Here is a 19,222-nt window from a genome sequence, read left to right as displayed (position 1 = left end):
CCACCGCCCCGGACCGCCCGACAAGGGGGCCCGCGCCGGGGTTTCAGGTGATCCCGAGCGCTCCCTGGAGCGATCCCGAGGACGATCTCCGGGTACCCGGAAACGGGAAACCGGCCGGGACGACGTGAAGTCGTCCCGGCCGGTCCACGGCACCCGCACGGCCGTACGTTGTTCATGGTGCGGCGTCCGTATATCGGTGTGACGACAGGCGCGTTGCCTCACTGTTAACGATGTTCCGGGCACCGCCCCCGCCGGTGCGCGGGCAGGCCGACCGGCTCCGGAGCCGCTACAACGCCCTGCCGGGGTCAGGCGGTTGCTCTCCCGGCTCCCCGCCCGACCCCGACCCCGGTCCCGGTCCCTGCTCCCCGCCCTGACCCGGACCCGGCTTCCCGATGCCCGGGGCCGTGCCGCTGCCCGGGGCCGTCTCCGTGCTGCCGCCTCCCGTGGCAGCACCGAGACGGCCCCGGGTGGTGCCGCTCTCCGTCCCGGGCGGCACCACCCGGTCGCTCTCGACCACGACCACGCGTTTCTCCTCGGCGAAGTGGCAGGCGGAGTCGTGGCGGGCCGGCCCGCCCGCCGTCCTGAACGCCTCCGGGACGGCGAGCAGCGGCTCCTCCACCGCGCACCGCTCCTGCGCCTTCCAGCACCGGGTGCGGAAGCGGCAGCCGGAGGGCGGGTTGGCGGGCGAGGGCACGTCCCCGTGCAGGATGATCCGCTCCCGGCGCTCGCGGGCCTCCGGGTCGGGCACCGGGACGGCGGAGAGCAGGGCCTGCGTGTAGGGGTGCGTGGGGTGGTCGTAGATCTCCTCCTCGGTGCCGATCTCGACGATCCGGCCGAGGTACATCACCCCGACCCGGTCCGAGATGTGACGGACGATCGAGAGGTCGTGGGCAATGAAGACGAAGCTGAGGCGGAACTCCGCCTGGAGCCGGTCCAGCAGGTTGACGACCTGCGCCTGGACGGAGACGTCGAGGGCGGAGACGGGTTCGTCGGCGACGATGATCTCGGGGTTGAGCGCCAGGCCGCGGGCGATCCCGATGCGCTGGCGCTGGCCGCCGGAGAACTGGTGCGGATAGCGGTTGATGTACTCGGGGTTCAGCCCCACCACGTCCAGCAGGTCCTGCACCCGCTGCCGCCGGTTGCCCTTCGGGGCGACCTCGGGGTGGATCTCGTACGGCTCCCCGATGATGTCGCCGACCGTCATGCGCGGGTTGAGCGAGGTGTACGGGTCCTGGAAGACCATCTGGATGTTCCGGCGCACCGCCTTCAGGGCCCGGCCGGAGAGCTTGGTGACGTCCTCGCCCTTGTACTGGATCGTGCCGGCGGTGGGACGTTCGAGGTGGACCAGCATCCTGGCGACGGTGGACTTGCCGCAGCCGGACTCCCCCACGATGCCGAGCGTCTCGCCGGCCGAGAGGTCGAAGCTGACCCCGTCGACGGCCTTGACCGCACCGACCTGCTTCTTGATCAGGATGCCCTGGGTGAGCGGGTAGTGCTTGACGAGCTCGCGGACCCGCAGGATCGGTTCCCCTTCGGCCCACGCGGAGAGCCGCCGCGACTCGGAGAGGAGGGTCGCGGCCACCTCGCCCTCTTCGCGCGCCGCCTTGCGGCCCCCGGAGTGGTCAGCGTGCATCGAGCGTCTCCTTCCAGAAGTGGCAGGCGCTCGCGCGGTGTTCGGCCACGTCGTAGAGCGGCGGCTCGTCCGTGCGGCACACGTCCTGGGCCATCGGGCAGCGCGGGTTGAAGGCGCAGCCGGGCGGGATGCGCAGCAGGTTCGGGGGCAGCCCCTTGATCGCGTACAGCTCCTGGCCCTTCTGGTCCAGGCGCGGGATCGACTGGAGGAGGCCCTTGGTGTACGGGTGGGCGGGGGCCTTGTAGATCTCGTGGACGGGGGCCCTCTCGACGATCCGGCCCGCGTACATCACGGCGATCTTGTCGGCGACGTCGGCGACCACTCCGAGGTCGTGGGTGATGAGGATCAGGCCCATGCGGTACTCCTGCTGGAGTTCCGCGAGCAGCTCCATGACCTGGGCCTGGACGGTCACGTCGAGGGCGGTGGTGGGCTCGTCGGCGATGATCAGCGCGGGTTCCAGCGCCATCGCCATGGCGATCATGATGCGCTGGCGCATGCCGCCGGAGAACTGGTGCGGGTAGTTCCCGATGCGCTCCTTGGCCGCCGGGATACGGACCCGGTCCATGAGCTCGATCGACTTCTTGCGGGACTCCTTGCGGGACATCCCCCGGTGCACCCGGAACATCTCGCCGAGCTGGTCGCCCACGGTCAGCACGGGGTTCAGGGAGGAGAGCGCGTCCTGGAAGATCATGGCCATCTCCCGGCCGCGGATCTTGCGCCGCTCTTCCTTCTTGAGCTTCAGCAGGTCCTGGCCCTTGAAGAGGACCTCGCCGCCGGTGATCTTCCCGGGCGGCATGTCGAGGATGCCCATGACCGCCTGTGCGGTGACCGACTTGCCCGAGCCGGACTCGCCGAGGACGGCGAGCGTCTCGCCCTCGGCCACGGAGTAGTTGACGCCGTTGACGGCACGGGCCACGCCGTCCCGGGTGTGGAACTCCACGTGCAGATCGCGCACTTCCAGCAGCATGGCAGCGGACTCCTCAGCGCAGCTTGGGGTCGAGGGCGTCGCGCACCGCGTCGCCGAGCATGATGAACGACAGCACGGTGACCGCCAGTGCTCCCGCGGGCCAGAGCAGCATGTGCGGGGCGTTGCGGATGTAGTTGGACGCGGCGGAGATGTCGATGCCCCAGGAGACGGCGGGTTCCTTCAGGCCGACGCCGAGGTAGGAGAGGGTCGCCTCCAGGGAGATGTACGTACCGAGCGCGATGGTCGCCACGACGATGACGGGGGCGATGGCGTTCGGGGTGACGTGGCGCAGCAGCATCCGCGAGTTGGAGGCGCCGAGCGCGCGGGCGGCCTGGACGTAGTCGTTCTGTTTGGCGGTGATCACGGAGCCGCGGGCGATGCGGGCGATCTGCGGCCAGCCGAGCAGGACGATGAAGCCGACGACGGGCCAGACGGTGGAGCTGGTGACGACGGAGAGGAAGACCAGGCCGCCGAGGACGACCGGGATGCCGAAGAAGACGTCGGTGATCCGGGAGAGCACGGCGTCCCAGCCGCCGCCGAAGAACCCGGCGAGTCCGCCGAGGACGCTGCCCAGGATGCCGACGCCGAGGGTGGCGCAGACGCCGATGGTGACCGAGGTGCGGGCGCCGTAGACGACGCGGGTGTAGACGTCACGGCCCTGGGGGTCGAAGCCGAAGGGGTGGCCGGGCTCACGGCCCTTCTGGGCGTCGGCCAGGTCGGCCTGGAGCGGGTCGCCGCTCGCGATGAGCGACGGCCAGATCGAGATGATCACCAGGAAGAGGATGATCAGGCCGGAGACGATGAAGACCGGGTTGCGCCGCAGGTCGTGCCAGGCGTCGGACCAGAGGCTGCGGGGCTTCTCGGAGGGGCCCGCGCCGTCGTGGCCGGGCGGCTTCTCCAGGGTCTCGCCCTCCTCCATGGCGAGGTCCATGGGACCGCCGGCGCCCGCCGGTGAGATCGCCCCGTCCTGTGAGTACGGCTCAGGCATAGCGGATCCTCGGGTCGAGTACGGCGTACAGGAGGTCGACGATCAGGTTGGCCGCCAGGAACACGAGGACCAGGACGGTGACGAACCCGACGACGGTCTGGGTGTTCTGACGCAGGATGCCCTGGTAGAGCTGGTATCCGACGCCGTGGATGTTGAAGATCCGCTCGGTGACGATGGCCCCGCCCATCAGCGCGCCCACGTCCGTACCGATGAAGGTGACGACCGGGATCAGCGAGTTGCGCAGCAGGTGGCGCACGATCACCCGGCGCCGGGGCAGTCCCTTCGCGGTGGCGGTGCGTACGTAGTCGGCGCGGGCGTTCTCCGCGATGGAGGAGCGGGAGAGCCGGGCGACGTAGGCGAGGGAGACCGAGGCGAGGACGAGTCCGGGGACGATCAGTTCGTCGAGCGGGGCCGCCGAGGAGACCGAGGGGCTGATGATGCCCCACTTCACGCCCAGCAGCAGTTGGAGCAGCAGGCCGGTGACGAAGGTCGGTACGGAGATGACGACCAGGGTCAGGATCAGCGCGGTGGTGTCGACGGGCCGGCCGCGGCGCAGGCCGGTGAGGACGCCGAGGCTGATGCCGATGATGATCTCGAAGACGATGGCGACGACGGTGAGCCGGATGGTGATGGGGAACGCGGTGGCCATCAGCTCGGTGACCTTCTGCCCGTTGAACGCGGTGCCGAAGTCGCCCGTGAAGACGTTACCCATGTAGGTCAGGTACTGCTGCCAGACCGGCTTGTCGAGGCCGAACTCGGCGCGCAGCTGGGCGGCGGTGGCGGGGTCGCACTGGCGGTCGCCGCAGAGACCCGCGATGGGGTCGCCCATCACGTTCACCATGAGGAAGATCAGCAGCGTGGTGCCGAAGAAGACCGGGATCATCTGCAGCAGCCGCCGGATCACATAACGTCCCATGTGGGGCTCCGGGGGGTCGGGGCGGAAGCGGGGGCCGGGACGGCGGGGCGGTGTCCGGCGCCTGAGGATCAGAGGTCCCCCGACGGACCGAGCCGGACGGACCGAGCCGGGTGGCCGGTGCGGGTGCTCCGCACCGGCCACCGGCTTCAGCGGGTCACTTGACCTTGATCTCGTTGTAGACAGGGACGCTGAAGACGTTCAGGGCGACGTTCGAGACGCGGTCGGAGTAGCCGGCGCTGCCGTTCTGGTACCAGAGCGGGATGACCGGCATCTGCCCGACGAGCACCTGCTCGGAGTCCTGGAAGGTCTTCACCGCGGCGGCCTTGTCGGTCTCGGCGTTCGCCTTGTCCACGAGGTCGTCGAACTCCTGGTTGCTCCACTTGCCGTCGTTGGACGAGGCGTTGGTGTAGTAGAGCGGCTGGAGGAAGTTCTGGATCAGCGGGTAGTCCATCTGCCAGCCCGCGCGCCAGGCACCGTGCAGCTTCTGCTGGGAGACCTGGTTGCGGAAGTCGGCGAAGGTGCCGACCGGGCCGCCGACGCAGGCCCGGTTGTTGTCCAGGGCCTTGTTGATGCTGTTGCAGACGGCGTCGACCCACTCCTTGTGGGAGCCGGTGTCCGCGTTGTACGAGATCTTGAGCTGGCCGCCCGGGATGCCGCCGGCGTCGTTGATCATCTTTTTGGCCTCGGCGGCGTCGTACTCGCACTCCTTGCCGCACAGCCCCTTCTTGAAGCCGCCCTCCTTGCCGAGGACCGGGGAGGTCCAGTCGGAGGCGGGTTCCCGCGTCTTGTGGAAGATCTGGTCGGTGATCTGGTCACGATTGATCGCCATCGACAGCCCCTGGCGGACCTTGCGGCCGTTCTCGGTGTCCCACTCCTTGTCGTAGAAGGGGAAGGCGAGGGTCTGGATGATGCCGGCCGGGGTGTTGATGTAGCGGTTGCCGAGGTCGGACTGGACGTTGGTGAGCTGGGAGGCGGGGATGTCGTCGACGAGGTCGAGGTTGCCCGCCGTCAGGTCGGTGTAGGCAGTGTTGTTGTCGGTGTAGACCTTGAGGTCGATGCCGCCGTTCTGCGCCTTGTCGTCGCCGGGGTAGCCCTTCCAGCGGCGCAGGTTCATCGACGAGCCCTTGGCGTACTGGTCGATGGTGTACGGACCGTTCCCGACGGGCTTGGAGAGCCAGGCGTCGTGGTTGTCGAAGAAGCTCTGGGGCAGCGGTGAGAAGGCGGCGTAGCCGAGGGTGTCGGGCCAGAGCGAGAACTTCTGCGACAGCTTCACGGTGAACGTCAGGTCACCGGTGGTCTTGAGGCCGGAGAGCGTGGTGGCGGAGGCCGAGCCGCTCTCGGGGTGGGCCTTGTCGTACCCGTCGATGTACTGGAAGAAGTAGGCGTTCTTCTGGTTGTTCTTCAGCGCGGCGCCGTAGTTCCAGGCGTCGACGAAGGACTTCGCGGTGACCTTCTCGCCGTTGGAGAAGGTCCAGCCCTTCTTGACGGTGATGGTGTAGTTCGTGGCGTCGCTGGACTCGATCTTCTCGGCGAGCATGTTCTTCGCTTCGCCGGTCTTCGGGTCGTACCGCTTGAGACCCCGGAAGAGCATGTCGAGGACCTTGCCGCCCTGCACCTCGTTGGTGTTCGCGGGCTCCAGCGGGTTCTGCGGGTCGCCCCAGGAGGAACTCACGATCCCGTCGGCGCCACTGCCGCCGCCGCCACCGCTGTCGCCGCCCCCACCGCAGGCCGTCGCGGTGAGCGCTACGGCCACCGCGCATGCGGCCCACCTGGCCTGTGTGGCTCCGCGCATGAAGTGCCTCCTCTGAGTCCTGTGGGTAGCTCAGCCCATCGGAACCCATGTGCACCGGTGTCGCACGTTCACATCGCCCGTACGGGGCGGGATTCGCGGCCCCGGACGGCACCGGGCGCTCAGGATGCCGTCGTGCGGCCTCGTGTCCCTTCCCCGGACGGCGCAACGACGACGGGCCCGTGTGCGGGGAACGCCGAAGCGTTCCCCGCACACGGGCCCGTCGTACGGGTGCCGTACTCAGTCCTCCAGCGCGGCCAGCGCCGGGTCCATGATGATGTCCTTCGTCCGCTCGACCGTCGGGTCCTCGGGGAAGTGGCACGCCGTGAGGTGGCCCTCGCGGTTGCCGGAGATCTGGACGAGCGGGGGCTCGTCCGTGGCGCACTTGTCCTGGGCCTTCCAGCAGCGCGTACGGAAGCGGCACCCCGACGGGGGCGCGATCGGGGAGGGCACGTCGCCCTCCAGCCGGATGCGCTCCTTCTGCCCGCTGTCGACCGTCGCTTCCGGGACGGCCGAGAGCAGGGCGTGGGTGTACGGGTGCCGGGGGCGGTTGTAGAGGGAGTCGCGGTCCGCGACCTCCACCACCTTGCCCAGGTACATCACGGCCACGCGCTCGGAGAAGTGCCGCACGATGGCGAGGTCGTGCGCGATGAAGACGAAGGCGATGCCCATCTCCCGCTGCACCTTCTGCAGCAGGTTGATGACCTGGGCCTGGATCGACACGTCGAGGGCCGAGACCGGCTCGTCCGCGATGATCAGCTTCGGCTTCAGGGCGAGGGCCCGGGCCACCCCGATGCGCTGCCGCTGGCCGCCCGAGAACTCGTGCGGGAAGCGGTTGTAGTGCTCGGGGTTCAGACCGACGAGTTCCAGCAGCTCCCGCACCCGGGCCTCACGGCCGCCGGGCGGGTTGATGCCGTTGACCTCCATCGGGCTCTTGATGATGGTGCCGACGGTCTGCCGCGGGTTGAGGGAGGAGTACGGGTCCTGGAAGATCATCTGGATCTCGGACCGGATCGGGGCCAGCTCCCTGCGGCTGGCGTGGGTGATGTCCTTGCCCTCGTAGAGGACCTTTCCGCCGGTGGGCTCCAGCAGCCGGGTCATCATCCGGCCGGTGGTCGACTTGCCGCAGCCCGACTCACCGACGAGGCCGAGGCTCTCGCCCTCGTACACCGTCAGGTCGATGCCGTCGACCGCCTTGACCGCGCCGACCTGGCGCTTGAAGGGGAAACCCTTGTAGATCGGAAAGTGCATTTCCATGCCCTCGACGGAGAGCAGTTCGCGGCGCTCGCGCACTTCGTCCGTGGAACCCTGCTGTTCAGGCAGAGTGACGTTTTCACTCATGTCTCTGCGTCTCCCTAACCCAGCCGGGGCTTGATGGTGTCGATGAAGATGGTGCGCTTCTGCTCCGACGTGAGGTGGCAAGCCGCACCCCGCCCGGCGGGAAGCGTCGGCCGCTCCCCGGAGCAGCGCGAGTCGCTCACCCTGTCGGTGAAGGCGCAGCGCGGGTGGAAGGGGCAGCCCGACGGCGGGTTGAGAAGGCTCGGCGGCGACCCCGGGATCGGGGCGAGGGCCTGGCCGATGTCTCCACCGAGTCGCGGCATCGAGCTCAGCAGGCCCCAGGTGTAGGGGTGCTGCGGGGCCTGCAGGACCTCGCGGACGCTGCCGCGCTCCACGGCCCGGCCCGCGTACATCACCAGCAGGTCGTCCGCCATGTTGGCGATGACACCGAGGTCGTGCGTGATGAAGATGATCGCCGACCCGAACTCCTGCTGGAGGTCCTTGAGCAGGTCCAGGATCTGGGCCTGGACGGTCACGTCGAGTGCGGTGGTCGGCTCGTCCGCGATCAGCAGGTCGGGGTTGCACATCAGCGACATGGCGATCATGGCGCGCTGGCGCATACCGCCCGAGAACTGGTGCGGGTAGTCCTCGAACCGCGTCTTGGGCTGCGGAATGCCGACCTTGGTCAGCATCTCGATGGCGCGGTCCTTGGCTTCGCGCCGCGAGGCACCCATGTGCTTGCGGTACGGCTCGGCGAGCTGCCGGCCCACCGTGTAGTAGGGCGAGAGCGCCGTCAGCGGGTCCTGGAAGATCATGGAGACCTTGTTGCCGCGCAGCCGCTCCATCTCCTTCTCGGAGGCGGCGGTGAGGTCCTGGCCGTCGAGAACGATCTGGCCCAGCACCTCGGAGCTCTGGGGGTTGTGCAGGCCCAGGACGGCCAGGTTCGTCACGGATTTCCCGGAGCCCGACTCGCCGACGATGCCGAGGGTCTTGCCCCGCTCCACGTCGAACGAGAGCCCGTCGACCGCGTTGACGATGCCGTCCTCGGTGGAGAACCGCACCCGCAGGTCGCGTACCGAGAGGAAGCCCTCCGGCCCGGTCGGGGCCGACGTGTCTTCGGTCTTGGTCAGTGTGGTCACGGTCGTTCTCCTAGGCGAGGCGCACGCGCGGGTCGATGTAGGCGTAGGCGATGTCCACGACGATGTTCAGGAGCAGGATGAAGAACGCTCCGAACAGCATCACGCCCATGGTCAGCGGAAGGTCCTTGGTCAGCGACGAGTCCACCGCGAGGCGCCCGAGCCCCGCCAGGTCGAAGGTGAACTCGGTGACCACGCCGCCCGCGAGAAGGCCGCTGAGGTCCATGCCGAGGATCGTGACGATGGGAGCGAGGGACCCGCGCCAGGCGTACCGGAAGAAGACGTACCTCGCGGCCATGCCCTTGGCGCGTGCGGTGCGGACGTGCTCTTCCTGGAGCTGCTCGATCATCGTGGACCGGGCCATACGCGTGTACTGCGCGGTGAAGATGGTGGCCATGACGGCCCACGGAATCACCAGGCCGACGGCCCACTTCCACGGGTTGTCCATGAACGGGACGTACTTGGGGTTCTCCATCCAGCCGGTGCTGTAGACGAAGATGCCGAGCACGATCGGGCCGAGGAGGTAGATCTGGAAGGAGCTGAGGAGCATCGACGCGCCGCTGACGGTCTTGTCGATCCAGGTGCCGCGCTTCCAGGCGGCCAGCAGGCCGGAGCCCAGCCCGACGATCAGGAAGATGACCAGGCCGCCGATGGTGAGCGACAGGGTGAGCGGGAAACGGTCCATGATCGAGTCCCAGACGAAGTCGCCCGTACTGAAGGACTGGCCGAGGCAGGGTGCGGGGCAGTGTCCGACCGGGAAGTCACGGCCGACGACGATGCCGCTCATGAAGTCCCAGAACTGAGCCGTGATCGGCTTGTCGAGGCCGAGGTTGTCGCGGATGACCGCGATGTTCTCCGGCGTGCAGTTCTTGCCGCAGGAGAGCTGAGCGAAGTCCTGGGGGATTGTGTAGAACAGGAAGAACGTGAAGGCGCCGATCAGGAACATGATGACGACTGCGCCGATCAACCTGCGGACGAGGAACTGAAGCATCGCGGGAGGCTGCTCTCTTCGGAAGCGGCGGGGGTTGTGTGGGGCGGGTCCGTGGGGGTGCGCTCCGCCTGGCGCGCACCCCCACGGATCAGGAGCGGTGTCCCGTTACGGCTTCTTCAGGAAGAGGTCGTTGATGTCGATGTAGCTCGAGTTGGTGCTGTAGCGGGCGCCACCGATGTTGGAGCCGAAGAGCTGGAGCTGCTTCGAGTAGTAGATCGGGGCGGCCGGGTTGATCTGCTCCACGATGTAGTGGTGCGCCTCTTCCCACGTCTTCGCGGCCTCGGTGGGCTCCTGGGTCAGAGCCTTCTCGATGAGCGCGTTGACCTTCGGGTCATTGATGTGGGAGTAGTTCGAGGCGCCGTCGGCGACCAGCGAGCCGTCGTAGACCGGGGTGACGACCGTCGAGGGGGAGGACCAGTCCTGGCCCCAGCCCGTGGCGTACATGTCGTACGGGTTGTCGAGCTTGCCGATCTGCTCGTAGAAGCTCGCGGAGTCGATCTCCTTGGCCTGGACGTCGAAGCCGATCTTCTCCAGCGCGTCCTTGACGATGACCTGCTGCTTCTGCCCACGCGGCGTGTTGGAGTACGCGTACGTGATCTTGGTGCCGGCCTTCACGCCCGCCTCGGCGAGGAGCTCCTTGGCCTTCTTGAGGTTGCCGTTCGGCGTCTTCTTCTTGCCGAACGGGTCGTAGGCCGGGTCGTAGCCGGGCAGGGTCGGCGCGAACAGGCCACCGGCCAGCTCACCACCGTACTTGCCACCGTCGGCCTGGATCATGGCCTGGTTCGGGATGGCGTACGTGATGGCGTCGCGGACCTTCTTGTCCTTCAGACGCGTCAGGTTGAACGACATCTGCCACACGTAGGGCTGGTAGCCCTTGATCGTGCGCTTGTTGACCGCGGGGTCGCTGACGACGTCGCTGATCTGCGCCGGGTCGACCGAGGTGGTGAACTGGATCGAGTTCTTGGCCTCGCCCTGGTCGGCGATCAGACGCTTGGTCTGGCTGGACTGCTCGACCGTGGTGGTGAAGTTGTAGCCGTCGACGTACTGGTGACGCACGGCGTCGGTCTTCGGGTCCCAGTTGGTGTTCTTCACCAGCTTCATGGACTTGCCGGCCTTGAACTCGACCAGCTTGTACGGGCCAAGGGCCTTCGGCGCCTTGTCGTACGCCTCCTTGGTGTCGTCCTTCTCGGGGACGATCGCGTAACCCGCCATGGCGAGGGCCTGGGGCAGGTCCGGGCGCGGCTTGTCGAAGTGGAAGATGACCGTCTGGGCGTCCGGGGTCTCCAGGACCGAGTCCGGCAGGTGCTTGCCCTTGTAGGGGCCGTCCGGCAGCGCCTTGCGGTAGTCGGAGCCCGAGAGCCACGTCTGGATGAACGTCGGGCCGTCGAAGATGACCTTCGAGTACAGGCGCTCGATGGTGTGACGGACGTCCTTGGACGTGACGACGTTGCCGTCCTCGTCCTTGATGCCGTCCTTCAGCTTGTACGTCCAGGTCTTGCCACCGTCGGACGAGACACCGGAGTCCGCAGCGACGTCACCGACGACGGTGAGGTTGCCCTGGGCGTCCTCCTGGTAGTTCGTCAGCTTGCGGTGCACCAGGTTGGCGAACTGACCGGCGTCGCTGACGTAGATCTGGCCCGGGTCGAGGTGGGTCAGGTCCGACTGCAGGTAGACACCGATGGTGCCACCGGACGTGGCGCCCGCCAGCTCCTCCGCGGGGCCCGTGGAGCCGGCCGCGTCGGCGTACTCGACGGGCTTGGACTGGGCGGCCGCGTCCTTCGCGGTCTTCGACTCGTCCTTGCCCTTGCCACTGTCGTTCGAAGAGCAACCAGTCAGCGCCAGGGAGCCGGCCGCAGCGGCGACGACTATGACACGCGTAGAGCGTGATCGGATGGACTTCATGATGCTGGTGTACCTACCTGTCGGTTTGTTATCCAGAAGTGCTGCCTGAGCAACCGGTTGCCCGGCGCGGGGGCGGCAGCCGTCCCCGCCCTTGGACGTCATCGTCCGGTCTTGGGGTCGAACGCGTCGCGGACCGAGTCACCGAGAAGGTTGAAGGCCAGGACGAAGATCACCAGGGCGAGGCCCGGGAAGAGCATGAACGACGGGTCCTGCTCGTAGATCTTGGACCCGATGGCGAACATCCGGCCCCAGTCAGGTGTGGGTTCGACGAAACCGACACCGACGAACGAGAGGAACGCGATGGACAGAATGGCGCTGGGCAGCATGTAGGTGCCCTGGACCAGGATGGGCGTCACGATGTTCGGCAGGATCTCCTTGCGGACGATCCGCCAGCGGGACGCCCCGGACACCTTCGCCGCTTCGACGAACTCCCGCTCCCGGAGCGTGAGTACGGAACTGCGGACCAGGCGGGCCATGCCCATCCAGCCGAGGAACCACATCACCAGGATGATCGCGACGGCGCGCAGGTAGGTGGGGGTCTCGTCCGCGGGGGAGACGAACAGCGCGGTCACGACGGGCATGAAGGCGATGAAGAAGAGCTGGCTCGGGAAGGCGAGGAAGAAGTCCGTGATCCGGCCCAGCCAGTAGTCGACCTTGCCGCCGAAGTAGCCGCCGACCATGCCGACGAGGACACCCGTGACCACGCTGAGAACGGTGAGCACGACGGCCAAGTACAGCGACGTCCGCATGCCGTACAGCAGCATGGTGAAGACGTCACGCCCCAGGTTCGGCTCGACGCCGAACCAGAAGTCCCCCGAGACACCGCCGAAGGTACCGGTCGGCATGGCGAAGTCGTCCAGCAGGAACGGGTAGTCCGGCTCCTGGGCGTAGAGCGTGTAGGGGTTCTTGCCGTACAGGTTCGCGATCACCGGCGCGAGGGCGGAGATCAGGAAGTACAGGATCACCACCACCGCGGAGACCATTCCCGTGCGGTCGCGCTTGAAGCGCATCCACATGAGCTGGCCCGGGGAGCGGCCGACGGGGGCCTCGGCGGCCGCGGTCGTCGCCGCGGTCTTGTCCAAGGCGACAGAGGCCGTGGCGTCCTCGGCCTCGATTGGACTGGTCATGATGTGTCCATTCACAGATGTCGGGTACCGGCGCCCTGACAGGCTGCGCGGTGGAGTTCAGATGCACTCACCGCGTCGTGCCTGCTGTGTGGCGGCCCCTCAGCCGACCGCGCACCGGACAGGCGCACGACGGCACGACCAGCACCTGACGGAGATCACCCCACGGCGCGCAGCGGTCGAAAGGAGCGCCACCGGGAGTGGGTTTCACTCCTGGGAACGCGAGTTGAGCGGTTGGACGGGTCTGAGGCGCGTCAGCCGAGGCCGCGGCCGCCAAGGGGACCGGGCGAGCCGCCATGAACCAAATCGTTCCGGCTCGCCGTCCAAAACGGCGAGCCCCCATCGGTGCCGAAGGCAGCGCACATGGGTTCCTCCTCTGAGTCCACGTAATCAGTACGGCACCAGCTCGTCCGCCGACACCCCTGACGGCGGTAAGAACGGTGCCCCGTGTGCTCGTGAGTCGGCACTCCCCACAGTGCTTGACCCATTGACCCGAGCTCAATGGAGCCAACTATTAAGTACGACCGGGCCATAAACCACACTTAAAGGGTCTCGGTTTGACAACATCGATACAGGCCGTGTGACCGAAATCCGGACAAACTGAGTCCAGACAGACACCCCCGAAACGGACTGTTAACACAGGTTCCGGAGAGCAACGCCCGATAACCGGACACCGAAGTGACGAAAATCAATTGACGAAGGCCCGGTCTCCCGCAAGGTCTGCGGGAGGCCGGGCCTCATGTCAACGCATCGGAGCGGGCTCAAACCCGTCCCTGACGTGCACCGGCCAGTGGCCGAAAATGATCAGTGCCGGAAATGATCAGCGCTTGGCGCGCGACGCGGTGCGACCGCGCTCCTTGGCGTCCAGGACGACCTTGCGGATGCGCACGGTCTCCGGGGTCACCTCGATGCACTCGTCCTCGCGGCAGAACTCCAGGGACTGCTCCAGGGACAGCTTGCGGGCCGGCACCACGTTCTCCGTGGTGTCGGCGGAAGCCGCACGCATGTTGGTGAGCTTCTTCTCCTTGGTGATGTTGACGTCCATGTCGTCGGCGCGGGAGTTCTCGCCGATGATCATGCCCTCGTACACCTCGGTACCGGCCTCCGTGAAGATGATGCCGCGCTCCTGGAGGTTGACCATGGCGAACGGCGTGACCGTGCCGGAGCGGTCGGCGACGAGCGAACCGTTGTGACGGGTGCGCAGCTCCCCGAACCACGGCTCGTGGCCCTCGAAGATGGAGTGCGCGATGCCGGTGCCGCGGGTCTGGGTGAGGAACTCCGTACGGAAGCCGATGAGGCCGCGGGACGGGACGATCCACTCCATGCGGACCCAGCCGGAGCCATGGTTCGTCATGGTCTCCATGCGGCCCTTACGGGTCGCCATGAGCTGGGTGATGGCGCCCAGGTGCTCGTCGGGCGAGTCGATGGTCATGCGCTCGATGGGCTCGTGCGTCTTGCCGTCGATCTGCTTGGTGACCACCTCGGGCTTGCCGACGGTCAGCTCGAAGCCCTCACGGCGCATCTGCTCGACCAGGATGGCCAGCGCGAGCTCACCGCGGCCCTGGACCTCCCAGGCGTCCGGGCGCTCGGTGTCGAGGACGCGGAGCGAGACGTTACCGATCAGCTCGCGGTCCAGACGGTCCTTCACCTGGCGGGCGGTGACCTTGTGGCCCTTGCCGCCCTTGCCGACGAGCGGCGAGGTGTTGGTGCCGATGGTCATCGAGATGGCCGGCTCGTCGACCGTGATCAGCGGCAGCGCGATCGGGTTCTCGGGGTCGGCCAGCGTCTCGCCGATCATGATGTCGCCGATACCGGCGATGGCGCAGATGTCGCCGGGACCCGCCACCTCGGCCGGCTTGCGGGTGAGCGCCTCCGTCATCATCAGCTCGGTGATGCGGACGTTCTGGTGCGTGCCGTCGCGCTTGATCCAGGTGACGGTCTGGCCCTTGCGCAGCTCGCCCTGCTCGACGCGGCAGAGCGCGATACGGCCGAGGAAGTTGTCGGCGTCCAGGTTGGTGACGTGGGCCTGGAGCGGCGCGGCCTCGTCGTACTCCGGAGCGGGGACGTGCTCCAGGATGGTGGTGAAGAACGGCTCCAGGTCCTCGCTGTCCGGGGGGACGGTGCCGTCCGCGGGCTTGGTCAGCGAGGCGACGCCGTCACGGGCGCAGGCGTAGACGATCGGGAACTCGATCTGCTCCTCGTCCGCGTCCAGGTCCAGGAAGAGGTCGTACGTCTCGTCGACGACCTCGGAGATGCGGGAGTCGGGGCGGTCCGTCTTGTTGATGCAGAGGATGACCGGCATCTTGGCCGCGAGCGCCTTGCGGAGCACGAAGCGCGTCTGCGGCAGCGGGCCCTCGGAGGCGTCCACCAGCAGGACGACCGCGTCGACCATCGACAGGCCTCGCTCGACCTCACCGCCGAAGTCGGCGTGGCCGGGGGTGTCGATGATGTTGATCGTGATCGGCTCGCCGCCGGCCTTGGGGTGATACTTCACCGCCGTGTTCTTGGCGAGGATCGTGATGCCCTTCTCACGCTCCAGGTCGTTCGAGTCCATCATGCGGTCGTCGAGGCTCTCGGCGGCGTGCGCGGCGAAGGCGCCGGCCTGCTTGAGCATGGCGTCGACCAGCGTGGTCTTGCCGTGGTCGACGTGGGCGACAATGGCTACGTTACGGATGTCGTGGCGCGTGGGCATGGGTGGAATGCGCTTCTCTCGGATCGTGGGATCAGGCGTCGCAGTCCGTCTCAGGTCCTCGTACGCCCCGCCGGGCTGACACGCCACGGCTTGTCCCATGGTACGGGCCAGCCGCACGGGGGGCTTCCCGGGCCGATCCGCGAGACCGCTCTTCCCCGAGGATTCAACGGATATTCAGGCACCGGGGGACCGCGAACCGACCCCCGACGGCCCGCTGAGGCCCTCACGGCCCCCGCCCGACCCTCGCCCCGGGACCCCCGGTCTCCGTCCCCCACCGCACGCGGAAGTGCCCGCCGGAGGGGTCCGGCGGGCACTTTTCCTCTGGGTCGGTACGGGCCTCGGGCGTGGGTCCGGGGCTACTCGGTCAAGCGCGCCGGGGCGCCCGCGGCCTTCTTGTCCTTGAACCCGATGTCCTGGTAGCGCGGCGTCCCGAAGCCGAAGGCGCCGACGTTCGCGAGCTTCTTGTCGACCGCCACCAGCTGGGGGCGCTGGTAGAGCGGGATCGAGCCCGCGGCGGCCCAGATCCGGGCGTCCGCCTGCTTCATCAGGTCCCGGGACGCCTTCTCGTCCAGCGTCGCGACGGCCCGGTCGAAGAGCTGGTCGATGTAGTCGGTGCCGACCCGCGTGTAGTTCTGCTCGACGACGAGCGAACCGTCCGAGGCGGGCACCGGCTTGGCGAAGATGGGACGGCCGTCCGTGGCGGGGTAGGCGCTGACCGGCCACGAGTACAGGGCCAGGTCGTAGGCGCCGGAGGCGATGTAGTCCTTGAAGTAGTTCGCGTCGGAGACCTTGGTGATCACCGTGGAGATACCGACGGAGTCGAGCATCGCCGCGATCTTCTCGCCGACCTTGCGCAGGGAGGCCGACTCCGCGCCCGAGGGGAGCACGAACCGCAGGCTCAGCGCCTTGCCGTTCTTGCCGATCCGGCTCCGTACGGCAGCGTGCCGGGCCGGGGCCGCGGTGCCCGCGGGGGCGGCGGTGCCGACCGGTGCGTACAGCCCGGGGGCACCCCCGGCCTTCCGGTCCCGGAGGGAGGCCTGGGCGGCGGAGTCGTCGTCGCCCGGTTTGCCGTCCTCCCCGACGACGTAGCGCCCCGCCTTGCCGGCGTCGGCCTTCTCGTCGGCGGCGGTCTTGTCGGGATCGGTCTCGTCGGCGGCGGTCTTGTCGGAGCCGTCGGATTCGGAGGCCGTCCCGGTACCTTCCGTGTCGGCCGCCTTGCCGGTGCTCCGGGCGGTGCTGTCGGAGTCGGGCTTCGTGGAGTCCGTTCCCTGCGCGCCCGCCGCGCCGTCCGCGCTGTCCGCCTCGTCCGCGTCGTCCGAGGCGTCGGCGTCAGTCTCGGCGTCGGCGTCGGCGTCGGCCGATGCCGACGTCTTCCCGGCTCCGGGCCTCTCCGCTTCGCTGCCGGCCTCGGTGCCCTGGGGCTTCCGGGCGCCGCCCGGTGTCCACCCCGCGTCGGCGAGCAGGGCCAGGGCCTCCGCGGTGTCCTGGTCGCCGATGGCGCCGCTGCTGTCGGTGTAGCCGGGCTGGCCGAGCATGGCGAGGTGGCTGCCGAGCGGCTCGGAGGGCAGTCCCAGCGGCTTCAGGACCGAGTCGGCGATCTCCTGGCGGTCCAGCGCGCGGGCCACCGCCCGGCGCACCCGCTCGTCGGCCAGCGGGCCCGACTCCCCGTTGAGCGCGAGCTGGGTGTACGCGGGCTCCAGGGACTTGCGTACGACGTAGGAGCGCAGGCCCGCCTGCTCGGCCTCGTACGCCTCGATCGCCTCCTTGGCCTTCTCCCGGGACGCCTGTGCGATCTCGGCCGCCTCCTCGTCGGAGCCGTGGGCGAGCGCCCAGGAGCGCAGGGCGGCGGCGGGGGTGAGGTCGGCCTGGGGGCCGTGGGTGAGCGGGCGGCCGTTGCGGCCGTCGTCGCGGGCGGCGAGGCGGATGCGCTGTGCGTCGTGGCCGTCGATGTCGGCCACGTCCACCGTGCCCTCGGCGAGCGCCTCGCCCCGGTCCCGGGGAGCGACCGCCCGGAAGACGATCTTGTCGAGTTTCGCCCCACCGCCCCACCAGCGGGGGTCGCGGACGACGGTGACGGTCTTGCTGTCCTTGTCCACGGAGCGGAGCTTGAACGGGCCGGCGGTGTTCTTCAGGGTGGTGCGCGCGCCGTCGTTGAAGGAGTCCGGGGAGCCCATGACCTCCTTCGGGTACAGCGGGGAGAAGAGCGAGCGCCAGTCGCCGTACGGCTTCGCGAAGGTGACCCGGACCTGGAGGTCGTCGTGGCCGCGTTCGATCTTCTCGATCCGCTCGTACCCGGCGTTGCGCGCGGTCCAGTACGCGGTGTCCTTGCCGTTCAGCGCGCGCCACTGGGCGACGAAGTCCGGGGCGCCGATCTCCCGCCCGTCGCTCCAGACCGCGCGTTGGTTGAGCTTGTAGAGGACGACCTGCTTCGGTTCCCGGTCGATGACCTTCGCAGATTCCAGGTAGTCCGGGTTGAGCTTGGGCGCTCCCGCCGCGTCGAGCGGGAAGAGGTTCGGCAGCAGCGCGCCGGTGATCCGGGTGGTGGAGCTGTCCGCATCCGCCTGGAAGGTGTTGAGGGTGGCGGGCACCGCGTCGACGGCCCAGTTCAGGGTGGATCCCTGGGCGATCGCCCCGCGGGCGGCCGGGCCGATGTCCTGGGGGACCCGGGCGGTGGTCTTCTCCCCGCCGGAGTCGCAGCCGGCCAGCGCCGGGATCGTGAGCACACCCGCGGCGAACAGCGCGAGGGTGCGGCGCTTGCGGACGGTCCCGCGCGGGACGCCGACGTGGGACATGGCTGGTACCTCCGGGGCCGGAACGGACCACCCCGTACCGGAATGGACCGGATGACAGTTACCTGATGATCTGGTGGCATTAGCGGTTGATCACACCGATTGCGCCTCCCCACTGAAAGCGCCTGCGCGCGTGGGTCGTCACCGACACGTCGGCCGACCGGGAAACCTCACCCGCGCGGAGGTACGGGCGTACGGCCGGCCGGGGCCGGACGGTCGCGCCGGCCACCGGGCTCACTCCGGACGCACCCGTGCCCCGGATCCGACGTTTCGCCGGGGCCCGGGGCACGGGTGCGCGTGTGCCGGCCGCACGCGGGGAGGGAGCGCGTACGGCCGGTGTGCGGGGAGGGGTCAGCCGAGGAGCTTGATGATCTCCGCGGTGGTGGCGGTCTCGCCGAGGCGCGGGAAGACCTTCTCGACGGAGTTGGCGTGGGAGCCGGCGTCCATGTCGCTGATCGCGTCGGTCACGACGGTGACGTGGTAGCCGTACTCGTGGGCGAAGCGGGCGGTGGACTCGACACCGATGCTGGTGGCGACGCCGAGCAGCACGATCTGGGTGATGCCGCGGCGGCGCAGCTGGAGGTCCAGGTCGGTGCCGTAGAAGGCGCCCCACCGCTGCTTGGCGACGACGATGTCGCTGTCCTGGCGGCCGAGGCCGGGGGCCAGGTCGGCCCAGTCGGCCGGCGGCCGGCCGCCGCCGCCGTGGCCGGCCTCGGTTCGGCCCGGGGCGCCGCCGGTGACCCGGACCAGCACGACGGGCAGGTCCTTGGCGCGGAAAGCCTCGGCGAGCTCGGCCGCCTTGGCGACGATCTCCTCGCCGGAGTGGATGATCGGCAGCTCCAGGATGCCCTTCTGCAGGTCGATGACGACGAGCGCGGTCTTCGCGTCGAGGGTGGTGGCGGTCATGGGACGTACTCCTTGAGGGGTGGTGCGGCCCGTCGCTGCGGGCCCGGCGGTGCGGTCGGTCGGGTGCGTGTGGTCGGTCGGTTGCGTGTGGCCCGTGGGTGCGGCGGCCCG

13 protein-coding genes are annotated in these 19,222 nt (G+C 68.6%); all 13 read right to left on the bottom strand.

What is annotated here, in order from left to right:
- Nucleotides 1-286 precede the first annotated feature (286 nt).
- Nucleotides 287-1,633, bottom strand: coding sequence for a dipeptide ABC transporter ATP-binding protein (locus ACFYPN_RS03810; protein ID WP_358762445.1), 1,347 nt, complete (start codon nt 1,631-1,633; stop codon nt 287-289).
- Complete coding sequence (locus ACFYPN_RS03805; RefSeq protein ID WP_358762447.1) at nt 1,623-2,600, bottom strand: ABC transporter ATP-binding protein; 978 nt, start codon at nt 2,598-2,600, stop codon at nt 1,623-1,625. Before ACFYPN_RS03805 ends, ACFYPN_RS03810 begins: the two co-directional genes overlap by 11 nt.
- A 13-nt stretch (nt 2,601-2,613) precedes the next feature.
- Entirely contained in the window at nt 2,614-3,588 is a 975-nt protein-coding gene (locus tag ACFYPN_RS03800; protein ID WP_358762449.1) for an ABC transporter permease, read from the bottom strand.
- Nucleotides 3,581-4,504, bottom strand: a complete 924-nt coding sequence (locus ACFYPN_RS03795) for an ABC transporter permease (RefSeq protein ID WP_358762451.1) — start codon at nt 4,502-4,504, stop codon at nt 3,581-3,583. Before ACFYPN_RS03795 ends, ACFYPN_RS03800 begins: the two co-directional genes overlap by 8 nt.
- Before the next feature lie 154 nt (nt 4,505-4,658).
- Entirely contained in the window at nt 4,659-6,296 is a 1,638-nt protein-coding gene (locus ACFYPN_RS03790; RefSeq protein ID WP_389296620.1) for an ABC transporter substrate-binding protein, read from the bottom strand.
- Nucleotides 6,297-6,533: 237 nt separating this feature from the next.
- Complete coding sequence (locus tag ACFYPN_RS03785) at nt 6,534-7,634, bottom strand: oligopeptide/dipeptide ABC transporter ATP-binding protein (protein WP_358761304.1); 1,101 nt, start codon at nt 7,632-7,634, stop codon at nt 6,534-6,536.
- Between the two features lie 14 nt (nt 7,635-7,648).
- Nucleotides 7,649-8,710: an ABC transporter ATP-binding protein gene (locus ACFYPN_RS03780; protein WP_358761303.1), complete on the bottom strand. Its 1,062-nt coding sequence runs from the start codon at nt 8,708-8,710 to the stop codon at nt 7,649-7,651.
- Between the two features lie 10 nt (nt 8,711-8,720).
- On the bottom strand, nt 8,721-9,698 hold the full coding sequence (locus ACFYPN_RS03775) for an ABC transporter permease (protein ID WP_358761302.1): 978 nt from the start codon (nt 9,696-9,698) through the stop codon (nt 8,721-8,723).
- A 105-nt stretch (nt 9,699-9,803) separates the two neighbouring features.
- On the bottom strand, nt 9,804-11,600 hold the full coding sequence (locus tag ACFYPN_RS03770) for an ABC transporter substrate-binding protein (RefSeq protein ID WP_358761301.1): 1,797 nt from the start codon (nt 11,598-11,600) through the stop codon (nt 9,804-9,806).
- 98 nt (nt 11,601-11,698) lie between these two features.
- Nucleotides 11,699-12,727, bottom strand: coding sequence for an ABC transporter permease (locus tag ACFYPN_RS03765; protein WP_358761300.1), 1,029 nt, complete (start codon nt 12,725-12,727; stop codon nt 11,699-11,701).
- A gap of 817 nt (nt 12,728-13,544) precedes the next feature.
- Nucleotides 13,545-15,416, bottom strand: a complete 1,872-nt coding sequence (gene typA, locus ACFYPN_RS03760) for a translational GTPase TypA (protein ID WP_358761299.1) — start codon at nt 15,414-15,416, stop codon at nt 13,545-13,547.
- Nucleotides 15,417-15,772: 356 nt separating this feature from the next.
- The gene (locus ACFYPN_RS03755) at nt 15,773-18,208 is read right to left on the bottom strand and encodes an ABC transporter family substrate-binding protein (protein WP_358761298.1); all 2,436 of its coding nucleotides are present in this window, start codon (nt 18,206-18,208) and stop codon (nt 15,773-15,775) included.
- 348 nt (nt 18,209-18,556) lie between these two features.
- On the bottom strand, nt 18,557-19,111 hold the full coding sequence (locus tag ACFYPN_RS03750; RefSeq protein WP_358761297.1) for an isochorismatase family protein: 555 nt from the start codon (nt 19,109-19,111) through the stop codon (nt 18,557-18,559).
- Nucleotides 19,112-19,222 lie beyond the last annotated feature (111 nt).

The sequence above is a fragment of the Streptomyces sp. NPDC005576 genome, assembly GCF_042871745.1.
GTDB lineage: Bacteria > Actinomycetota > Actinomycetes > Streptomycetales > Streptomycetaceae > Streptomyces.
This window is presented reverse-complemented; position numbering and strand designations above follow the sequence as displayed.

What these genes read in the sequence shown, in the direction of transcription:
- ACFYPN_RS03810 (WP_358762445.1), bottom strand. Translation starts at nt 1,633, where the DNA reads ATGCACGCTGACCACTCCGGGGGCCGCAAGGCGGCGCGCGAAGAGGGC.
- ACFYPN_RS03805 (WP_358762447.1), bottom strand. Translation starts at nt 2,600, where the DNA reads ATGCTGCTGGAAGTGCGCGATCTGCACGTGGAGTTCCACACCCGGGAC.
- ACFYPN_RS03800 (WP_358762449.1), bottom strand. Translation starts at nt 3,588, where the DNA reads ATGCCTGAGCCGTACTCACAGGACGGGGCGATCTCACCGGCGGGCGCC.
- ACFYPN_RS03795 (WP_358762451.1), bottom strand. Translation starts at nt 4,504, where the DNA reads ATGGGACGTTATGTGATCCGGCGGCTGCTGCAGATGATCCCGGTCTTC.
- ACFYPN_RS03790 (WP_389296620.1), bottom strand. Translation starts at nt 6,296, where the DNA reads ATGCGCGGAGCCACACAGGCCAGGTGGGCCGCATGCGCGGTGGCCGTA.
- ACFYPN_RS03785 (WP_358761304.1), bottom strand. Translation starts at nt 7,634, where the DNA reads ATGAGTGAAAACGTCACTCTGCCTGAACAGCAGGGTTCCACGGACGAA.
- ACFYPN_RS03775 (WP_358761302.1), bottom strand. Translation starts at nt 9,698, where the DNA reads ATGCTTCAGTTCCTCGTCCGCAGGTTGATCGGCGCAGTCGTCATCATG.
- ACFYPN_RS03770 (WP_358761301.1), bottom strand. Translation starts at nt 11,600, where the DNA reads ATGAAGTCCATCCGATCACGCTCTACGCGTGTCATAGTCGTCGCCGCT.
- ACFYPN_RS03765 (WP_358761300.1), bottom strand. Translation starts at nt 12,727, where the DNA reads ATGACCAGTCCAATCGAGGCCGAGGACGCCACGGCCTCTGTCGCCTTG.
- typA (WP_358761299.1), bottom strand. Translation starts at nt 15,416, where the DNA reads ATGCCCACGCGCCACGACATCCGTAACGTAGCCATTGTCGCCCACGTC.
- ACFYPN_RS03755 (WP_358761298.1), bottom strand. Translation starts at nt 18,208, where the DNA reads ATGTCCCACGTCGGCGTCCCGCGCGGGACCGTCCGCAAGCGCCGCACC.
- ACFYPN_RS03750 (WP_358761297.1), bottom strand. Translation starts at nt 19,111, where the DNA reads ATGACCGCCACCACCCTCGACGCGAAGACCGCGCTCGTCGTCATCGAC.